Below are 19,425 nucleotides of genomic sequence, written 5' to 3'. Positions count from 1 at the left end.
CTCCGGGGAATCTCCGGGAGGCCGGGAGCGTTGTCGAACATGACGGGTGGCGCTGTGGCACGCGGTGCGAGCTGCACACGCGGTGCGGCAGGGCGAAGGATGCCCGCAGGCGCTCTCCGTATCGGATTCCCATCGACGTAAAGGACCCAATGACCTCCTCTTCTTCCCCTTCCCAGGACGCACAGAGCTTCGCGCAGAACTACCCCGAAGGTCTTCGGGCCGATGCCCTGATGGAAGAGGACGTCGCCTGGAGCCACGAGATCGACGGAGAGCGGGACGGCGAGCAGTTCGACCGCTCCGAGCGAGCGGCCCTGCGCCGCGTCGCCGGCCTCTCCACCGAACTCGAGGACGTCACCGAGGTCGAGTACCGACAGCTCCGCCTGGAGCGCGTCGTCCTCGTGGGCGTCTGGACCTCCGGAACGGTTCACGACGCGGAGAACTCCCTCGCCGAGCTGGCCGCTCTCGCGGAGACCGCGGGCGCGCTCGTGCTCGACGGCGTCATCCAGCGCCGCGACAAGCCCGACCCGGCGACGTACATCGGCTCCGGCAAGGCCCTGGAGCTGCGTGACATCGTCCTCGAGACCGGTGCGGACACCGTCGTGTGCGACGGTGAGCTCAGCCCCGGCCAGCTCATCCACCTCGAAGACGTCGTCAAGGTCAAGGTGGTCGACCGGACCGCCCTGATCCTCGACATCTTCGCCCAGCACGCCAAGTCCCGAGAGGGCAAGGCGCAGGTCGCCCTCGCGCAGATGCAGTACATGCTGCCGAGGCTCCGTGGCTGGGGTCAGTCGCTCTCCCGTCAGATGGGTGGCGGCGGCGGTGGCGGCATGGCCACCCGCGGTCCCGGTGAGACCAAGATCGAGACGGACCGGCGACGGATCCGCGAGAAGATGGCGAAGATGCGCCGGGAGATCGCGGAGATGAAGACGGGCCGCGACATCAAGCGCCAGGAGCGCAAGCGCAACAAGGTGCCTTCGGTCGCCATCGCCGGGTACACGAACGCGGGCAAGTCCTCCCTGCTCAACCGCCTTACCGGCGCGGGTGTGCTGGTGGAGAACTCCCTGTTCGCCACTCTCGACCCGACGGTCCGCAGGGCGGAGACGCCCAGCGGTCGGCTGTACACCCTGGCCGACACGGTCGGCTTCGTCCGGCATCTGCCGCACCACCTCGTGGAGGCGTTCCGCTCCACCATGGAGGAGGTCGGCGAGTCCGACCTGATCCTGCACGTGGTGGACGGCTCGCACCCCGCGCCGGAGGAGCAGCTCGCCGCCGTGCGCGAGGTCATCCGGGACGTGGGCGCGACGGACGTGCCGGAGATCGTGGTGATCAACAAGGCGGACGCGGCCGACCCGCTGGTCCTCCAGCGACTGCTGCGCCAGCAGAAGCACGCGATCGCCGTGTCCGCGCGCACCGGCGCCGGAATCGAGGAGCTGCTCGCGCTCATCGACGCCGAACTGCCGCGGCCCGAGGTCGAGATCGAGGCCCTCGTGCCGTACACCCACGGCAAGCTCGTGGCGCGTGCGCACGCCGACGGCGAAGTGCTCTCCGAGGAGCACACGCCCGAGGGCACGCTGCTCAAGGCACGGGTGCACGAGGAACTCGCGGCGGAACTCGCGCCGTACGTTCCCGCGGCGCACTGACCGGACGAGGCGGTTCCGCGCGCTGACGCGGGACTCGTGGGCGCACCACAGGACGAAGGCCCCGCCCCCTCTCGTAGGGGGCGGGGCCTTCACCGTGAAAGCTCCAGGTCATTGGGACCTTGCGTGCCGAAGAGTCACCCGGACCTTGCCGCCGACGGTCACCGGGCCCCGGGCCCGACGGGTCACTGCGAGCCGTACTTCTCGCTCATCGTGTCGAAGACCTGCTTCGCGCCGCTGCCCAGCTGCGGACCGGCGAGCCAGGTGTTGTCGGCCGGGCCGATCGACGTGTTGGAGACGAGCTGGGACTTGTCGCCCACCACCCGGAACCAGCCACCGCCGGACGAACCGCCGGTCATGGTGCAGCCGATGCGGTACATCGTCGGCGTCGCCGGGTCCAGCGACAGACGGCCGGGCTTGTCGATGCACTTGTGCATGATCAGGCCGTTGTACGGCGGCGCGGCCGGGTAGCCCCAGGCGCCCATGGACGCCACGCTCTGCGCCGACGGGGTCGTGAAGTCGACCTCCAGCGCGTTGCCGACGGTCTCCTCGAGGGACTTGGTGCCCTCCTGCGGCTTCACGTGCATCACGGCGTAGTCGTACGGAGCGCCCGCGCCGCCCGAAGCGGCGCCCTGGTCGATCCACTCACCGGACGTCGAGACCCAGTCCGCCCACCACTGGCCGTACGGCGCGATCTCCTGCGGCGCCGCGTTGCTCAGGGCCGCCTCGGACTTGCCCAGGTCGTTGTACGAGGGCACGAAGGTGATGTTGCGGTACCAGCCGCCCTCGGAACCGGCGTGCACACAGTGGCCCGCCGTCCACACGAGGTTGGACTTGCCCGGGTTGCGCGGGTCCTTCACGACCGTGCCGGAGCAGACCATAGAACCCTTGGGGGAGTCGAAGAAGATCTTGCCGACCGGCGCCGCGTTGTCGTGGTACGGCGTCTTCTCGGGCTTCGCCTGCACCGGCGCGGGGTCGGGGTCGGTCGCGCCCTGGTCGGCGGTCGCGTCCTTCGACGCGATCGTCTTGTTCGGGTCCTTGGCCTTCTGCATCCGCTCGGGCTTCCAGAGCCCGTCGATGACCGGGTTGACGAAGTCCTTGGCCTCGCGCAGCCAGTCGTCCTTGCTCCAGTTCTTCCAGGCACCGTCCTTCCACTTGTCAGGATCGATGCCGTGCTCCTTGAGCCGGTCGGCGAGGTCGCCGGGCAGACCGGAGCCGGAGTCGGAGCCGGAACCCTTGTCCGCCTCCTGCGCCGAGCCGCTGTCCGACTTGTCGCTCGCCTTGTCGTCGCTCGGGCCGCAGCCCGTGGCGGTGAGCGCCAGGGTCGCGGCGAGCCCGGTGACGGCGAGCGCGGCGCGGCGGCCGCGGCTGCGCGCGAAGGGCGCACGAATGGAACGCATGTAGCTGTAACCCCCGTAGGAACGTGTATTTGCCATGTGCGTGTCAGGCGTGGGCGTGGCGTCCGCCGCCCGGGCCGACGTGAGCTCCCACTATGCCTGTGGAATTGGGGACGAACGGCGGCGGGGTGGTGAAGGTTTCGCCGCCCTGGCACTCGTACGCGGACGAAGCGGGTGGGGTCGGCTTCGGGGAGCGAGGCGGACCCGGTGGCGGTGAGTTCGCCCGACAGCGGGTGCTGTGGGCGAACTCACCGCGCGGCGTGCCTTTCGGCTCCGCGGTACTGCGTTGCTGGCTTCCGACTGGGCCGGGGTGCCGTCTTGCCGGCCTCCCGGCCCGGCCGGTACTGCCTTACTGCCCCGCGAACTTCTTGCTGACCGCGTTGTAGATGCCCTTGGCCTCGTCACCGAGGCGCGGACCCGCGAGCCAGCCCGCCGTCACCGGGCCGATCGACGTGTTGGACACCAGGGCGGGCTTGCCGTCCTGGCCCGCCGTGACCCAGCCACCGCCGGACGAACCGCCGGTCATGGTGCAGCCGATCCGGTACATCGTCGGGTCGGGCTTGCTGAGGGAGAGACGGCCCGGCTTGTCCGCGCACTGGAACTGCTTCTGGCCGTCGAACGGCGACGCCGCCGGGTAGCCGGTCGCCGTCATGTCCTTGATCTTCGGCACCGCCGGGGCGTCGAAGTCCACCGGCAGAGCGGTGCCGACCGTCTCCTCCAGGGACTTGCCCTCGCTGCCCTTCTCCGGCGTCACATGGATCACCGCGAAGTCGTACGGAGCGCCCTTGCCGCCCGTCGGCCCGCCCTGCTCGATCCACTGGTCGGACGTCTGCGCCCAGTCGCCCCACCAGACGCCGTACGGAGCGACCTCTTCCTTGGGCTTGCCCTGCAGCTCCGCGGTGGGCGTGCCGCTGTCGTTGTACGACGGGACGAAGGCGATGTTGCGGTACCAGCCGCCCTTGGCGCCCGCGTGGACGCAGTGGCCGGCGGTCCACACCATGTTGGACTTGCCCGGGTTCTTCGGGTCCTTGACGACCGTGGCCGAGCAGACCATCGAGCCCTCGGGTCCGTCGAAGAAGAGCTTGCCGGCCGCGGGGACCTGGTCGTGGTACGGCGTCTTCACGGCCGCCGCCTCGACGGGCTCCGGCGTCGGGTCCGTCACGCCCTGGTCGCCGGAGATGTCACCCTCGTCGACGCCGCGGTCCGGGTTCTTGTCCGCGTCCCGCATGCGGTCCGGGTCCCAGAGGTCCTCGATGATCGGGTTGACGAAGTCGCCCGCCTCGCGCAGCCAGTCGTCCTTGTCCCAGTTCTTCCAGGCGCCGTCCTTCCACTTGTCCAGGTCGATGCCGTGCTCCTTGAGCCGGTCCTGGATGTCGCCCGGAATCTGGATCTTGTCGTCGCCCTTGTCGCCGGGCTGCGACGCGGACGAGTCGCTCGCGTTGTCGTCACTCGGGCCGCAGGCGGTCGCGGTCAGAACCAGCGCCGCGCCAAGCGCGACGGCGGCCGCCACGGGGGTCCTGCCGCGCGCGCTCCTCCCACTGCGGGAGCTGAAGAGCGGACGTATGGGTCGCATGGTGAGAATCCCCCTGGGCCTCGAAATCGTTCCAAATGCCGTACATCGTGGTGCCGCACGTCCTTCCGTGCGGCGTCGGCCATCACGGCGTGCCCACGGTGGGGCGCCCGGATGCCTGCCCCGGCGGGCGCCCGGTCGTTCGTGGTGCTGAACGTCCGGATTGCCCGCGGTGCGGAACACCTTGGTGCTGGTGAACGGCACCCCACACTATGCCGGTGCCGTTGGGGACGGCCCACGAGACGGCAACGGTTCCGTCACGGCAAGGATCTTCCGTGCACCCGTGATCCCGCGCGCGTGCCGTCGTTGGTACGTACGGGGGACACGCCGCGCGCGTTCAGCCCCCGCGCCAACTCGCTCGCGGGCCCGACCGAAACCGGCGGGCCCGCGTCAAGTCCCAGCGGGAGGACGAACAGCCGTGGCCGTGATCGAGCCTGCTTCCGCGGTGGTGCCCGCGGGGCGCGAAAGCGCGGCGGGGGCCGCGGAGCGTGGAGCTGCCGGGGAGGGGGCTGAGGGGGAAGGTTCCGTGCACCCAGGCGCCGTGCACGAAGGCTCCGCGCACGGGAGGTCCGGGCGCGAGGGCTCCGCGCACGACGAGGGCGTGCGGGGGGACGGCGCACCCCAATCCGGCGCACTCCAATCCGGCACGCACCGATCCAGCACACACCAGCCGGGCGCCCCCGCAAGGGGAGCACATGAAGGCATCCTGCGCCGCCAGTCCGCCCGCGAATCCGCCGCGCGCACCTACGCACGCGCCCTGCCGATCGTGCCCGTGCGCGCCCGCGGCATGACCATCGAGGGCGCCGACGGACAGCGCTACCTGGACTGTCTCTCCGGCGCGGGCACGCTCGCCCTCGGCCACAACCACCCCGTCGTCCTCGAAGCCATCCGCAACGTCCTCGACTCCGGAGCCCCACTCCACGTCCTCGACCTGGCCACACCCGTCAAGGACGCCTTCACCACCGAACTGTTCCGCACCCTCCCGCCCGCCCTCGCCGACCGCGCCCGCATCCAGTTCTGCGGCCCCGCCGGCACCGACGCGGTGGAAGCCGCCCTCAAACTCACTCGCACCGCCACTGGCCGCGAGGGCCTGCTCGCCTTCACCGGCGCCTACCACGGCATGACCGCAGGAGCCCTCGAAGCCTCCGGCGGCGCCCGTGACGTCCGCGTCGCCCGCCTGCCCTACCCCCAGGACTACCGCTGCCCCTTCGGCGTCGGCGGCCCGAACGGAGCCGAACTCGCCGCCCGCTGGACCGAGAACCTCCTCGACGACACCAAGTCCGGCGTCCCCGCCCCCGCCGCCATGATCCTCGAACCGGTCCAGGGCGAGGGCGGCGTCCTCCCCGCCCCCGACGCCTGGCTCCGCCGGATGCGCGACATCACCGCGGCACGCGGGATCCCCCTCATCGCCGACGAGGTGCAGACCGGCGTCGGCCGCACCGGCGCCTTCTGGGCCGTCGAGCACAGCGGCATCGTCCCCGACGTCCTCGTCCTGTCCAAGGCGATCGGCGGCAGCCTGCCCCTCGCCGTCGTGGTCTACCGCGACGACCTCGACGTCTGGCCCCCCGGCGCCCACGCGGGCACCTTCCGCGGCAACCAACTCGCCATGGCCGCCGGCGCCGCCACCCTCGCCTACGTACGGGAGAACCGCCTCGCCGAACACGCCGCCACCCTCGGCGCCCGCATGCTCGAGGGCCTGCGCGCCCTCGCTGCCGACCACCCCTGCGTCGGCGACGTCCGCGGGCGCGGCCTGATGCTGGGCGTCGAACTCGTCGACCAGGAAAGCGCCCAACCCGCGCCCCACGGCCAGCACTTGGAATCCCCGGCGGACCCTTCCCCCTACGCCTCGTCCGCCCCGTACGCCCTCTATCCTTCCGCACCCCCCACGACCGCCCCCATCACGCCACCGACCGCCCCCCAGTACCCACACCAGCACCCGCACCGGCACAATCACCTTCAGCACCACCGGTCGCACGACCTTCCCGACACCCGCCCGCACCCACCGGCCCCCGAACTGGCCGCCGCCGTACAGCGCGAATGCCTGCACCGCGGGCTCATCGTCGAACTCGGCGGACGGCACTCCAGCGTCGTGCGGCTCCTGCCTCCCCTCACCATCACGGACGAACAGGCGACCGCGGTCCTCGACCGACTCGCCGATGCCCTCACCGCGGCGGAGCGTTCCCACCGCCGCACCCCCGACGGCAGACTCGCATCGGACCATCCATGACCACCGCGACTCACGTCCCCTGACCGAGCCGGGCACGAACCGACCGACCTGACGACAGCCGCAGCCGCAGACCCACCATCACCTCCCGGGCGCGGCCGCCACCGTCCCACTCCCGTGCCCCTGTGCGACCCGTCCCGCCCAACCACCGCCCGTCGCCAAACGGAGCCCGATCAACCACACAAGGAACCCTCTTGAACGCCACACCCGCACCCGACGGCCGTCCCCAACCGCACCCACCGGGAGCATGCGGCACACAATCCGCGCAGTCCCCCCAGACGGCGGAGGCAAGTACGGTCCCGCGGCAGAAAGGCAGGAGCCAGGAGGCCGAGCGACTGCGCCACGGCACCACCGACCTCCTCGACCACCCCGACCCGCACACCGCGGCCCAGGCCGCAGCCGTCGAGAACCTGCTGCGCTGCTGGGTGCGGGAGAACGACATGGCCGCCACGGAACACGGCTCCCTGCGCATCCCCCTCGAAGCCAGCGGCACCGCCCTCCTCGTCCCCGTGGACTACTGGTCCCCGACCGGCTGGCACCGCTTCGGCCCCCCGTGCCTGGAAGACGGCCCCGCGACCGCACCACCGGTCGACGCCGTCACCGTCGCCGCCCTCCTGAGCCGCGAAACAGCCAGCGCGACCGAAGCCCAACCCGGCGACCAACAGGGCGACTTCACTGACTCGAGCCCCCAGACGCAGCCCGACCCGGAGCAGCCGCAGCCACAACCGCAGCCGGCGGACCCGGCAGTCGAAGCCCCTCAGGAAGCCACCGAAACCGAAGCCGCCGAGGCCGAGGAAGCCCTCAACCCCAGGGAAGTCACCGAGGCCAGGGTTGCCCCCCATCCCCGGGCTGTCACCGAGTCCCGCGAAGCCACCGAGTCCCGCGAAGCAGCCGACGGCGCCGACCTGGTAGCCCGCGTCGCCGACTCCGTCCGCCGCACCGCCGACTTCATCGCCGACCGCAGGAACAACCCAGGCGATATCCCCGACCTGTTCCTGGCCGCCGAACAGTCCCTGCTCCTCGGCCACCCGCTGCACCCGACCCCGAAGAGCCGCGAAGGGCTCTCCGACACCGAATCCAGGCTCTACTCACCGGAGTTGCGCGGAGCCTTCCCACTGCACTGGCTCGCCGTCGACCGCTCCGTGCTCGCCATGGACTCGGCCTGGACCGAACGCGGCCGCACCATTCCGGCCGACCAACTCGCCGCCCGCCTCGCGGGCCCCGACCTGCCGCTGCCGGACGGCCACGCCGTGCTGCCCGCACACCCGTGGCAGATCCGCGAACTCCGCCACCGCCCCGAGACCGCCGCCCTGCTCGACGCCGGACTCCTCAAGGACCTCGGCCCCCACGGCGCACCCTGGCACCCCACCTCCTCCGTCCGCACCCTCTACCGCTCCGGCGCCCCGGCCATGCTGAAGCTGTCGCTGGCCCTGCGCATCACCAACTCCCGTCGTGAGAACCTCCGCAAAGAACTCCACCGCGGCGTCGAGGTCCACCGGCTGCTGCGCAGCGGCCTCGCCGAGCAGTGGCAGGCGGCCCACCCCGGGTTCGACGTCATCCGCGACCCGGCCTGGCTCGCCGTCACCGGGGCCGACGGAGAAGCCGTCGCCGGGCTCGACGTGATGATCCGGCACAACCCCTTCCGCCCCGGCGACGACGCGACCTGCATCGCCGGACTCGTCTCGCCCAGGCCGACCGCCCAGCCCACCGGCCAGGACCGGCCACCGATGCACTCCCGGCTCGCCGCGATCATCACCCGGCTCGCCGGACACACCGGCCGCCCACGAGGAGCCGTCGCCACGGAGTGGTTCCTGCGCTACCTCCAGAACGTCGTACGCCCCGTACTCTGGCTGGACAGCGAAGCGGGCGTCGCCCTGGAGGCCCACCAGCAGAACACCCTGCTGCTGCTCGACCCCGACGGCTGGCCCACCGGCGGTCGCTACCGCGACAACCAGGGCTACTACTTCCGTGAATCCCGCCGCGCCGAACTGGACAAGCGGCTCCCCGGCATCGGCCGACACAGCGACACCTTCGTCTCCGACGAGGTCACCGACGAGCGCTTCGCCTACTACCTCGGGATCAACAACGTCCTCGGCCTCATCGGTGCCCTGGGTGCCGAACGCCTCGCCGACGAACGGCTGTTGCTCGCCGCGTTCCGCCGCTTCCTCCTCGGCGTCGCCTCGGGCCCCGGCCGGCTCCGCACCCCGCTGCCCGCCCGGCTGCTCGACTCACCCGTGCTGCGGTGCAAGGCCAACCTCCTGACCCGCCTGCACGGACTCGACGAACTCGTCGGACCCGTCGACACCCAATCCGTCTACGTCACCATCTCGAATCCCCTCCATACGTGACCCGCTCCGCCCCGAACCCCGCCCGAATCCACCAACTCCCCACCGGCCAAGACCACTTCGTTTGCGCCACCGAGGACCACGCCCCCTTCCCCCGCCGATGACCATGACCCCTTCCTGAGGACCAGGCCCCACCCCTGCCGAATCCATCCCCTCCGAGAGGAGCGACGCCGTGCCTCCCACCGACGCGAGCACCGACGCCGGAACAGATCCCGCCACCGCGGGCACCCCGGACTGCGACGACACCCTGGACCTGCGGCTGCCCGACGAACTCGTCGCGCTGATCGCCGACTGCGGTGGGCACACGGCGCACCTCACCTCCGAAGCCACGGCGGGCTCGGACCACGCGGCGGCCACCGGGCCCGACCCGGCCCGCGGTGACCTGCTCGACCACGTGGCCGCCTGGAGCCCGGCCACCACCGACGCGGGCGCTTTCCAACTCGTCCCCGTACGCATCGAACGCGATCTGGCGCTGATCAGCAGGTGGATGAACGACCCCGCCGTGGCGGCCTTCTGGGAACTGGCCGGACCCGCATCCGTCACGGAGACCCACCTGCGCCCCCAACTCGAAGGCGACGGACGCAGCGTGCCCTGCCTCGGCGTCCTCGACGGCACCCCCATGAGCTACTGGGAGATCTACCGCGCCGACCTGGACCCACTGGCCCGCCACTACCCCGCACGCCCTCACGACACCGGAATCCACCTCCTCGTCGGCGGTGTCGCCGATCGCGGCCGAGGCCTCGGCACCACCTTGCTGCGGGCCGTCGCCGATCTCGTACTCGATCACCGCCCCTCCTGCGCACGTGTCGTAGCCGAACCAGACCTGCGCAACACCCCCTCCGTCTCCGCCTTTCTCAGCGCCGGCTTCCGCTTCGCCGCCGAGGTGGACCTCCCCGACAAACGGGCGGCGCTCATGGTCCGTGACCGGGCCCTGCGCGCCGTGCTGTGACCCGCTCAGCCCGCCCCTTTTCGATCCGCTCACTTCTGATACACCGCTCGACCCGATCCGGTTCCCTCCCCGAGGAGTCCCCGTGCCGAATCTTTCCGATCCCGCGACACCCCACGACCCCGCCGCCCTCTACGACCCGCCCGAGCTGACCGCGGAAAGCTGGGAGGAAGCCGGGCGCCGACTCCTGGCCAAGATCATCAGTGAGTTCGCGTACGAAGAGATCCTGAGCCCGGTCCCAGCGGGGGCAGTGGGCGCCGAGGGCCGGGGCGGCGATGCCGGTGGCGACGGGAGCGTCACGGGAAGCCGGGGAGCCGCCGCAGAAGGCGAGGGAGGTGTCACGGACGGTGAAGGGAGCGCCACAGACACGTACACCTTGCTTCTCGACGAACCCGCCACACCCGGCGAGCCCCGCCCCCGTCTCACCTTCCGCGCCCGCCGCGGCGCCTACGGCAGCTGGCGAGTGGACCCGGCGAGCCTGACGCTCACCGACGGCACCGGCAGCCCGACCCCCTGCACCGACCCCCTGCACTTCCTGACCGTCGCCCGCCGCACCCTGGACCTCGACGGCGCCACCCTCGGCCACCTCATTCGCGAACTGACCGCGACGCTGAGCGCCGACACCCGCCTCGACCACGGGGCGCTCAGCGCCGGGCAACTCGCCGACCTCGGCTACGCGGAGCTCGAAGGCCACCAGACCGGTCACCCCTGGCTCGTCCTCAACAAGGGCCGCATCGGCTTCTCCGCGACGGACACCGCACGCTGGGCACCCGAGGCCCGCAGGGACTCGGCCATCCCGTGGATCGCGGTGCACAACAGCATCGCCACCTACCGGGGCGTGCCGGGCCTGGACACCGCGGACGATCTCTACGCGCGCGAGCTGGACACCGGGACACGCGAGACCTATGCGGCCATACTGGGCGCGCGCGGCCTCGACCCGCGGGAGTACCTCTATCTGCCCGTGCACCCCTGGCAGTGGGACGACGTCGTGCTGCCCCTGTTCGCCCCGTCCGTCGCCGCCGGAACCATCGTCCCGCTCCCCAGCGACGGCGATCTGCGCCTGCCCCAGCAGTCGATCCGGACATTCCTGAACACCACCCGTCCCGACCGGCACACGATCAAACTCCCGCTGTCGGTGCTCAACACCCTGGTGTGGCGAGGTCTGCCCACCGAGCGGACGGTCGCCGCCTCGGCCGTCACCTCCTGGGTGCACGCCCTGCGCGACGGAGATCCGTTCCTGCGAGACGAGTGCCGGGTGATCCTCCTCGGAGAGGTCGCCGCCGTGGCCGTGGAACACCCCGTCTACGACTCGCTCCCGGAAGTGCCCTACCAGTACAAGGAACTGCTGGGCGCCATCTGGCGCGAGCCCCTCACGCGCTACCTCGCGCCCGGGGAGCGCGCCCGCACCCTCGCCGCGCTCCTGCACACCGATCCCCAGGGTCGCGCCTTCGTCACGGAGCTCGTCGCCCGCTCCGGGCTGACGCCCACGGCCTGGCTGACGCATCTGTTCGCCGCGCTGCTGCCTCCCCTGCTGCAGTTCCTCTACCACTACGGAACGGTGTTCTCTCCACACGGGGAGAACGCCATCGTCGTCTTCGACGACAAGGACGTCCCCGTGCGCCTCGCGGTCAAGGACTTCGTAGACGACGTCAATGTCAGCGCGGAGCCCGTACCGGAGCACGCCTCCATGCCCGACGACGTACGGGACATCCTGCTCACCGAGCCACCGGCCTTCCTGACCCAGTTCATCCACGCCGGGCTCTTCGTGGGCGTCTTCCGCTACCTGGCACCCCTGTGCGAGGACCAACTGGGCGTCCCGGAGGCCGACTTCTGGTCCCTCGTACGGGCCGAGATTCTGCGGCACCAGGCCCGCGCACCCGAGCTGAAGGAGCGGTACGAGACATTCGACCTGCTCACACCGCGTATCGAGCGCCTGTGCCTGAACCGCAACCGGCTCCACCTCGACGGCTACCGCGACCGCTCAGAGCGCCCGCACGCCGCTGTCCACGGGACCGTGGCCAACCCCCTCCATCAGCCTTGATCGCAGTGTTGTCAGTGGGGCACCGTAGGGTGGTCGAGCTATGACGAAGCCCTCCCTCCCCGAGCTCCTGCACGCCGCCGTCGCCGCCGTGGGCGGCACGGAGCGCCCCGGCCAGGTGACCATGGCCGAGACCGTCGCCGAGGCGATCGACGACGGTTCCCACCTGCTGGTCCAGGCCGGCACCGGCACCGGTAAGTCCCTCGGCTACCTGGTGCCCGCGCTGGCGCACGGGGAGCGGGTCGTCGTCGCGACGGCCACCCTGGCGCTGCAGCGCCAGCTGGTCGAGCGCGACCTGCCGCGGACCGTGGACGCCCTGCATCCGCTGCTGCGCCGCCGCCCCGACTTCGCCATGCTCAAGGGCCGGTCGAACTATCTGTGTCTGCACCGCCTGCACGAGGGCGTGCCGCAGGACGAGGAAGAGGGGCTGTTCGACCAGTTCGAGGCGGCGACGCCCACCAGCAAGCTCGGCCGGGACCTGCTGCGCATGCGGGACTGGGCGGACGAGACGGAGACCGGCGACCGTGACGACCTGACCCCGGGCGTCTCCGACCGCGCCTGGGCACAGGTGTCCGTCTCGTCCAGGGAGTGCCTGGGCGCCTCGAAGTGCGCGTACGGCCAGGAGTGCTTCGCCGAGATGGCCCGCGAGCGCGCGAAGCTCGCCGAGGTCGTGGTCACCAACCACGCGCTGCTCGCGATCGACGCCATCGAGGGCGCTCCCGTCCTGCCCCAGCACGAGGTGCTGATCGTGGACGAGGCCCATGAGCTGGTGTCCCGCGTCACCGGTGTCGCCACCGGCGAGCTCACCCCGGGACAGGTCAACCGCGCGGTGCGGCGCGCGGCGAAACTGGTCAACGAGAAGGCGGCAGATCAGCTCCAGACCGCCGCCGAGGGCTTCGAGCGGCTCATGGAGCTGGCGCTGCCGGGGCGCCTCGAAGAGGTCCCTGAGGACCTCGGCTATGCCCTGATGGCGCTGCGCGACGCGGCCCGCACGGTCATCTCGGCACTCGGCTCCACCCGCGACAAGTCGGTCCAGGACGAGGACGTGGTCCGCAAGCAGGCCCTGGCCTCCGTGGAGACGATCCACGACGTGGCGGAGCGGATCACGAACGGCTCCGAGTACGACGTCGTCTGGTACGAACGCCACGACCGCTTCGGCGCCTCCCTGAGGGTGGCTCCCATGTCCGTCTCGGGCCTGCTCCGCGAGAAGCTCTTCATCGACCGCTCGGTGGTCCTCACGTCCGCCACGCTCAAGCTCGGCGGCGACTTCAACGGCGTCGGGGCGTCGCTCGGACTGTCCCCCGAGGGCACCCACACCGAGGACGCGCCCGTCTGGAAGGGCGTCGATGTCGGCTCCCCCTTCGACTACCGCAAGCAGGGCATCCTGTACGTCGCGCAGCACCTGGCACGTCCGGGGCGCGAGGGCACACGCGGGGACATGCTGGACGAGCTCACCGAGCTGATCGAGGCGGCGGGCGGGCGGACGCTCGGCCTGTTCTCCTCGATGCGGGCGGCCCAGGCGGCGGCCGAGGAGCTGCGGGGCAGGCTCGACATGCCGATCCTGCTGCAGGGTGAGGAGACGCTGGGCGAGCTGATCAAGGGGTTCGCGGCCGACGCGCGGACGTGTCTGTTCGGCACGCTCTCGTTGTGGCAGGGCGTCGACGTGCCGGGCGCGAACTGCCAGCTGGTGATCATGGACAAGATCCCGTTCCCGCGTCCCGACGACCCGCTGATGAGCGCTCGGCAGAAAGCCGTGGACGAGGCGGGCGGCAATGGCTTCATGGCGGTCGCGGCGACCCACGCGGCGCTGCTGATGGCCCAGGGCGCCGGTCGTCTCGTCCGGGCGTCGGGGGACCGTGGTGTGGTGGCGGTCCTGGACCCGCGCCTGGCCACGGCGCGCTACGGAAGCTATCTGCGGGCCTCTCTGCCGGAGTTCTGGTACACGACGGACCGGAATCAGGTGCGCCGCTCCCTGGCGGCGATCGACGCGGCGGCGACGGCCGCGGAGGCTTCGGGAGGGGCGGTGTCGGGCGGGGTCGGGGCGCCTGAGGCGGTCGAGGCTTCGGAAGGGTAGCCCGTCGTCCCGTCGCGGTCCGCTGGCTGGCAGGGCGTGGTCGGCGTGGCAGCGGGGCTGAGCCGCGGACAGCGAGGCCAGGACACCAGCAAGGCCAGGGCGCGTAGAAGCACACGACGCGACGCCCAGAACGCAAGAGACGGGCCCCGGAACCGGCGCAGTAGGTTCCGGGGCCCGTGTCAGGGGCGGAGGCTCACACGCGACGCAGGACCGCGACCACCTTGCCGAGGATGGTCGCCTCGTCGCCGGGGATCGGCTGGTACGCGGAGTTGTGCGGCAGGAGCCAGACGTGCCCGTCCTCGCGCTTGAAGCGCTTGACGGTCGCTTCGCCGTCGAGCATGGCGGCGACGATGTCGCCGTTCTCGGCGACGGGCTGACGGCGGACCGTGACCCAGTCCCCGTCACAGATGGCGGCCTCGATCATGGAGTCGCCGACGACCTTCAGGACGAACAGCTCACCGTCGCCGACGAGCTGGCGGGGGAGGGGGAACACATCCTCGACGGACTCCTCGGCGAGGATCGGGCCGCCCGCCGCGATGCGGCCGACCAGGGGGACGTACGAAGCGGCCGGCTTGCCCGTGGTGTCCGTGGCCTGAGTGCTGGGCTGGTCCGAGCCCCGGACCTCGTACGCCCGGGGGCGGTGCGGGTCGCGGCGCAGGAAGCCCTTGCGCTCGAGAGCCATCAGCTGGTGGGCCACCGACGAGGTGCTGGAGAGGCCGACCGCCTGACCGATCTCCCGCATCGACGGCGGGTAGCCACGCCGCTGCACCGAGTCCCTGATGACCTCGATCACCCGGCGCTGGCGATCGGTGAGCCCGGAGCTGTCGGCGCGGATTCCTGGAGGTCGGCCCGGCAGGGAGCGTGTGGGCTTGGGCCCCTCCTGGTTCGTGGCTGCGTCATTCATGGCATGCACCGGCTCAAATCGGCTCTGGGAGCGGTCCTGGGCTGTGATGGTGGCGCTGTCTGCGGTGGTGGTCACGTCGGTCGGCCCCTCTCGAGATGTTCTCCCTAGTTAGCCAACGGTAGTTGCTTTCGAAAGGTTGCGCCAAACACACGTTCGAGTGAAAAATCGTAGATTCCCTGTCCTGATCATGTGTCTGGGTGTATGGCTGACGTTCGGGCCGAAAGGAATTTCGGTTCATTACGGTACGCTTCACCGCCGGGGTCCAGGCCCTGCCGCTGAGGGTCCCATAGTGCCATTCGGTGCCCCGTCAACTGGGCACTGGGATCTCTCGGGTGGCGTCGGCAAAGGCCCGCGCGCGCCCGCCCGTCCGACGGGCTCCGCGACACGCGGTGACACCGAGGATGACGAGCAAACCCCAGATGTAGTGGTTGGATTGCGACCGCAGCCTAGAAGTTGTGGTCCCCGGTCTTCCGGGGTCGCGGGCATCGCCTATGCTTGGGGCTGCTTCGAGGGGCCCAAGGGTCCTTGGAGGCCTCTGTGTCGTGCCATGAAGGAGGGTTGGGAGATCCATGCACTGCCCCTTCTGTAGGCACCCCGACAGCCGCGTAGTCGACAGCCGCACCACTGATGACGGCACGTCGATCCGCAGGCGCCGTCAGTGCCCGGACTGCTCGCGTCGTTTCACGACCGTGGAGACCTGCTCCCTGATGGTCGTCAAGCGCAGCGGCGTCACCGAGCCCTTCAGCCGCACCAAGGTCATCAACGGCGTCCGCAAGGCTTGCCAGGGGCGGCCTGTGACCGAGGACGCGCTGGCGCAGCTCGGCCAGCGTGTCGAGGAAGCGGTCCGGGCCACCGGAAGTGCCGAACTGACCACCCACGACGTGGGACTGGCCATACTCGGCCCGCTGCAGGAACTCGACCTCGTCGCCTATTTGCGTTTCGCGTCCGTGTACCGGGCGTTCGACTCGCTCGAGGACTTCGAGGCCGCGGTCGAAGAGCTGAGGGAGCGACGCGACGCCGCACCGGGCGACTCCGGAGCGGAACGTGACGCGACCGGCCGCGGGCCCGGTGGGACTGCCGAAGTCCCGCAGCCTGCCACCGCCGGCGACTGACCTTTCACGGTCCGACGGCGAACCAGACCTGTTGCGGTCGCCCTTAGTGGTGCCCGCGACACAAGACACACACCGTGCTGCGGGAAGAACGTGGCACTTCAGGGCGTTTTAGCCTGATACAGGGAGGCGGCATGACCGAGACGACGAGCGGCCCCGCGCGAGGTTCGCGCGCGAAGGGACCCAAGGGCGGCAAGGGCCTGCGCACCGAGCGCATCCACACGACCCCGGGCGTGCACCCGTACGACGAGGTGGTCTGGGAGCGCCGTGACGTCGTCATGACCAACTGGCGCGACGGTTCGGTCAACTTCGAGCAGCGCGGCGTCGAGTTCCCCGAGTTCTGGTCGGTGAACGCGGTCAACATCGTCACGAGCAAGTACTTCCGCGGCGCGGTCGGCACGCCGCAGCGCGAGGTGAGCCTGAAGCAGCTCATCGACCGCATCGTGAAGACCTACCGCAAGGCCGGCGAGGACTACAAGTACTTCGCCTCGCCCGCCGACGCCGAGATCTTCGAGCACGAGCTGGCGTACGCCCTCCTGCACCAGATCTTCAGCTTCAACAGCCCGGTGTGGTTCAACGTCGGCACGCCCCAGCCGCAGCAGGTCTCCGCCTGCTTCATCCTGTCCGTCGACGACTCCATGGAGTCGATCCTCGACTGGTACAAGGAAGAGGGCATGATCTTCAAGGGCGGCTCCGGTGCCGGCCTGAACCTCTCCCGTATCCGTTCCTCCAAGGAACTGCTGTCCTCCGGAGGCAACGCCTCGGGTCCGGTCTCCTTCATGCGGGGCGCCGACGCGTCCGCAGGAACGATCAAGTCGGGCGGCGCCACGCGCCGCGCGGCCAAGATGGTCATCCTCGACGTCGATCACCCCGACATCGAGGGTTTCATCGAGACCAAGGTCAAGGAAGAGGAGAAGATCCGCGCGCTGCGTGACGCGGGCTTCGACATGGATCTGGGCGGCGACGACATCACGTCCGTCCAGTACCAGAACGCCAACAACTCGGTCCGTGTGAACGACGAGTTCATGAAGGCCGTGGAGAACGGCGACAAGTTCGGCCTGCGTGCCCGCATGACCGGCGACGTCATCGAGGAGGTCGACGCCAAGTCGCTCTTCCGCAAGATGGCCGAGGCCGCCTGGGCCTGCGCCGACCCCGGCATCCAGTACGACGACACCATCAACGCCTGGCACACCTGCCCGGAGTCCGGCCGCATCAACGGCTCGAACCCCTGCAGCGAGTACATGCACCTGGACAACACGTCCTGCAACCTCGCCTCGCTGAACCTGATGAAGTTCCTCAAGGACGACGGCAACGGCACCCAGTCGTTCGAGTCCGAGCGCTTCGCCAAGGTCGTCGAGCTGGTCATCACGGCGATGGACATCTCCATCTGCTTCGCGGACTTCCCGACCCAGAAGATCGGCGAGAACACCCGCGCCTTCCGCCAGCTCGGCATCGGCTACGCCAACCTGGGCGCCCTGCTGATGGCCACCGGCCACGCGTACGACTCCGACGGCGGCCGCGCCCTCGCCGGTGCCATCACGTCCCTGATGACCGGCACCTCGTACAAGCGCTCCGCGGAGCTCGCGGCGGTCGTCGGCGCCTACGACGGCTACGCCCGCAACGCCACCCCGCACAAGCGCGTCATGAAGCAGCACGCCGACGCCAACGCCTCGGCCGTCCGCATCGACGACCTGGACACCCCGATCTGGGCCGCCGCCACGGAGGCCTGGCAGGACGTCCTGCGCCTCGGCGAGAAGAACGGTTTCCGTAACTCGCAGGCCTCCGTCATCGCGCCCACCGGCACCATCGGTCTCGCCATGTCCTGCGACACGACCGGCCTTGAGCCCGACCTGGCCCTGGTCAAGTTCAAGAAGCTCGTCGGCGGCGGCTCGATGCAGATCGTCAACGGCACCGTGCCGCAGGCCCTGCGTCGCCTCGGCTACCAGGAGGAGCAGATCGAGGCGATCGTCGCCCACATCGCCGAGCACGGCAATGTGATCGACGCCCCGGGCCTGAAGACCAAGCACTACGAGGTCTTCGACTGCGCCATGGGTGAGCGCTCCATCTCCGCGATGGGTCACGTCCGGATGATGGCGGCCATCCAGCCGTGGATCTCCGGTGCGCTCTCCAAGACGGTCAACCTCCCGGAGACCGCGACTGTCGAGGACGTCGAGGAGGTCTACTTCGAGGCCTGGAAGCTGGGCGTCAAGGCGCTCGCGATCTACCGCGACAACTGCAAGGTCGGTCAGCCCCTCTCCGCCAAGAAGAAGGAGGAGGAGAAGACCGAGATCGCCGAGAAGGCCGAGGGCACGATCCGCAGCGCGGTCGAGAAGGTGGTCGAGTACCGCCCGGTCCGCAAGCGTCTGCCGAAGGGCCGTCCCGGCATCACCACGTCCTTCACAGTCGGGGGCGCCGAGGGCTACATGACGGCGAACTCCTACCCGGACGACGGTCTGGGCGAGGTCTTCCTGAAGATGTCCAAGCAGGGTTCGACCCTCGCGGGCATGATGGACGCCTTCTCCATCGCCGTCTCCGTCGGCCTGCAGTACGGCGTGCCCCTGGAGACGTACGTTTCCAAGTTCACGAACATGCGCTTCGAGCCGGCCGGCATGACGGACGACCCGGACGTGCGGATGGCGCAGTCGATCGTCGACTACATCTTCCGCCGCCTGGCGCTGGACTTCCTGCCCTTCGAGACCCGCTCCGCGCTCGGCATCCACTCCGCCGAGGAGCGTCAGCGTCACCTGGAGACCGGTTCGTACGAGCCGGCCGACGAGGACGTCGACGTCGAGGGCCTGGCTCAGTCCGCCCCGCGGCAGACGGAGGTCCTGAAGGCCGTCGCCACGCCGAAGCCGGAGACCGAGGCGGCCGCTCCGCAGCAGGCGCACACCAGCGCCGAGCTCGTCGAGATGCAGCTCGGCATCCAGGCCGACGCGCCGCTGTGCTTCTCCTGCGGCACGAAGATGCAGCGCGCGGGCTCGTGCTACATCTGCGAGGGCTGCGGCTCCACCAGCGGCTGCAGCTGACCGCTTGACGCCGTGAGGTGAGGGGCGGGGGGGGGGGGAAGAAACCCCCCCCCCCCCCCCCCCCCCCCCCCCCCCCCCCCCCCCCCCACACCCCCCATCCCCCCCCCCCCCCCCCCCCCCCCCCCCCCACCCCCCCCCCCCCCCCCCCCCCCCCT

At 70.5% G+C, this 19,425-nt stretch carries 11 protein-coding genes; 8 read left to right on the top strand and 3 right to left on the bottom strand.

Annotated elements, in window-relative coordinates; translation table 11 throughout:
* The first annotated feature begins 149 nt into the window (after positions 1-149).
* Positions 150-1,640, top strand: coding sequence for a GTPase HflX (hflX, locus tag ACZ6AA_RS29125; protein WP_468456264.1), 1,491 nt, complete (start codon positions 150-152; stop codon positions 1,638-1,640).
* A 182-nt stretch (positions 1,641-1,822) separates the two neighbouring features.
* Here the strand turns inward: hflX and ACZ6AA_RS29120 are convergent, their stop codons facing one another.
* On the bottom strand, positions 1,823-3,037 hold the full coding sequence (locus ACZ6AA_RS29120) for a trypsin-like serine peptidase (RefSeq protein ID WP_468456263.1): 1,215 nt from the start codon (positions 3,035-3,037) through the stop codon (positions 1,823-1,825).
* Between the two features lie 346 nt (positions 3,038-3,383).
* Positions 3,384-4,607 (bottom strand): trypsin-like serine peptidase, encoded by a 1,224-nt coding sequence (locus ACZ6AA_RS29115; RefSeq protein WP_468456261.1) that lies wholly within the window; start codon positions 4,605-4,607, stop codon positions 3,384-3,386.
* 700 nt (positions 4,608-5,307) lie between these two features.
* Between ACZ6AA_RS29115 and ACZ6AA_RS29110 the strand changes: the two genes are divergently transcribed.
* From ACZ6AA_RS29110 to ACZ6AA_RS29090, 5 genes are all read left to right on the top strand, one after another.
* On the top strand, positions 5,308-6,831 hold the full coding sequence (locus ACZ6AA_RS29110) for a diaminobutyrate--2-oxoglutarate transaminase family protein (RefSeq protein WP_468456378.1): 1,524 nt from the start codon (positions 5,308-5,310) through the stop codon (positions 6,829-6,831).
* A 191-nt stretch (positions 6,832-7,022) separates the two neighbouring features.
* Entirely contained in the window at positions 7,023-9,176 is a 2,154-nt protein-coding gene (locus ACZ6AA_RS29105; protein WP_471460762.1) for an IucA/IucC family protein, read from the top strand.
* A 169-nt stretch (positions 9,177-9,345) separates the two neighbouring features.
* Positions 9,346-10,122: a GNAT family N-acetyltransferase gene (locus ACZ6AA_RS29100; RefSeq protein ID WP_468456257.1), complete on the top strand. Its 777-nt coding sequence runs from the start codon at positions 9,346-9,348 to the stop codon at positions 10,120-10,122.
* Between the two features lie 82 nt (positions 10,123-10,204).
* Entirely contained in the window at positions 10,205-12,160 is a 1,956-nt protein-coding gene (locus ACZ6AA_RS29095) for an IucA/IucC family protein (RefSeq protein WP_471460761.1), read from the top strand.
* A gap of 40 nt (positions 12,161-12,200) precedes the next feature.
* Positions 12,201-14,231: an ATP-dependent DNA helicase gene (locus tag ACZ6AA_RS29090; RefSeq protein ID WP_471460760.1), complete on the top strand. Its 2,031-nt coding sequence runs from the start codon at positions 12,201-12,203 to the stop codon at positions 14,229-14,231.
* A 193-nt stretch (positions 14,232-14,424) separates the two neighbouring features.
* Here the strand turns inward: ACZ6AA_RS29090 and lexA are convergent, their stop codons facing one another.
* Positions 14,425-15,210, bottom strand: coding sequence for a transcriptional repressor LexA (gene lexA / locus ACZ6AA_RS29085; protein WP_030362804.1), 786 nt, complete (start codon positions 15,208-15,210; stop codon positions 14,425-14,427).
* A gap of 494 nt (positions 15,211-15,704) precedes the next feature.
* On the opposite strand from lexA, the gene nrdR reads away from it, so the two are divergent.
* Positions 15,705-16,247 carry a transcriptional regulator NrdR gene (nrdR, locus tag ACZ6AA_RS29080; protein WP_471460759.1) on the top strand — a complete coding sequence of 181 codons (543 nt, stop codon included), beginning with the start codon at positions 15,705-15,707 and terminating at the stop codon, positions 16,245-16,247.
* Positions 16,248-16,378: 131 nt separating this feature from the next.
* Positions 16,379-19,270 carry a vitamin B12-dependent ribonucleotide reductase gene (locus ACZ6AA_RS29075; RefSeq protein WP_468456249.1) on the top strand — a complete coding sequence of 964 codons (2,892 nt, stop codon included), beginning with the start codon at positions 16,379-16,381 and terminating at the stop codon, positions 19,268-19,270.
* The last annotated feature ends 155 nt before the right edge of the window (positions 19,271-19,425 follow it).

The sequence above is a fragment of the Streptomyces sp. NPDC040610 genome (genome assembly GCF_055594065.1).
Note: the sequence above shows the minus strand (reverse complement) of the source record. Positions and strands in the feature narration are given on the sequence as shown.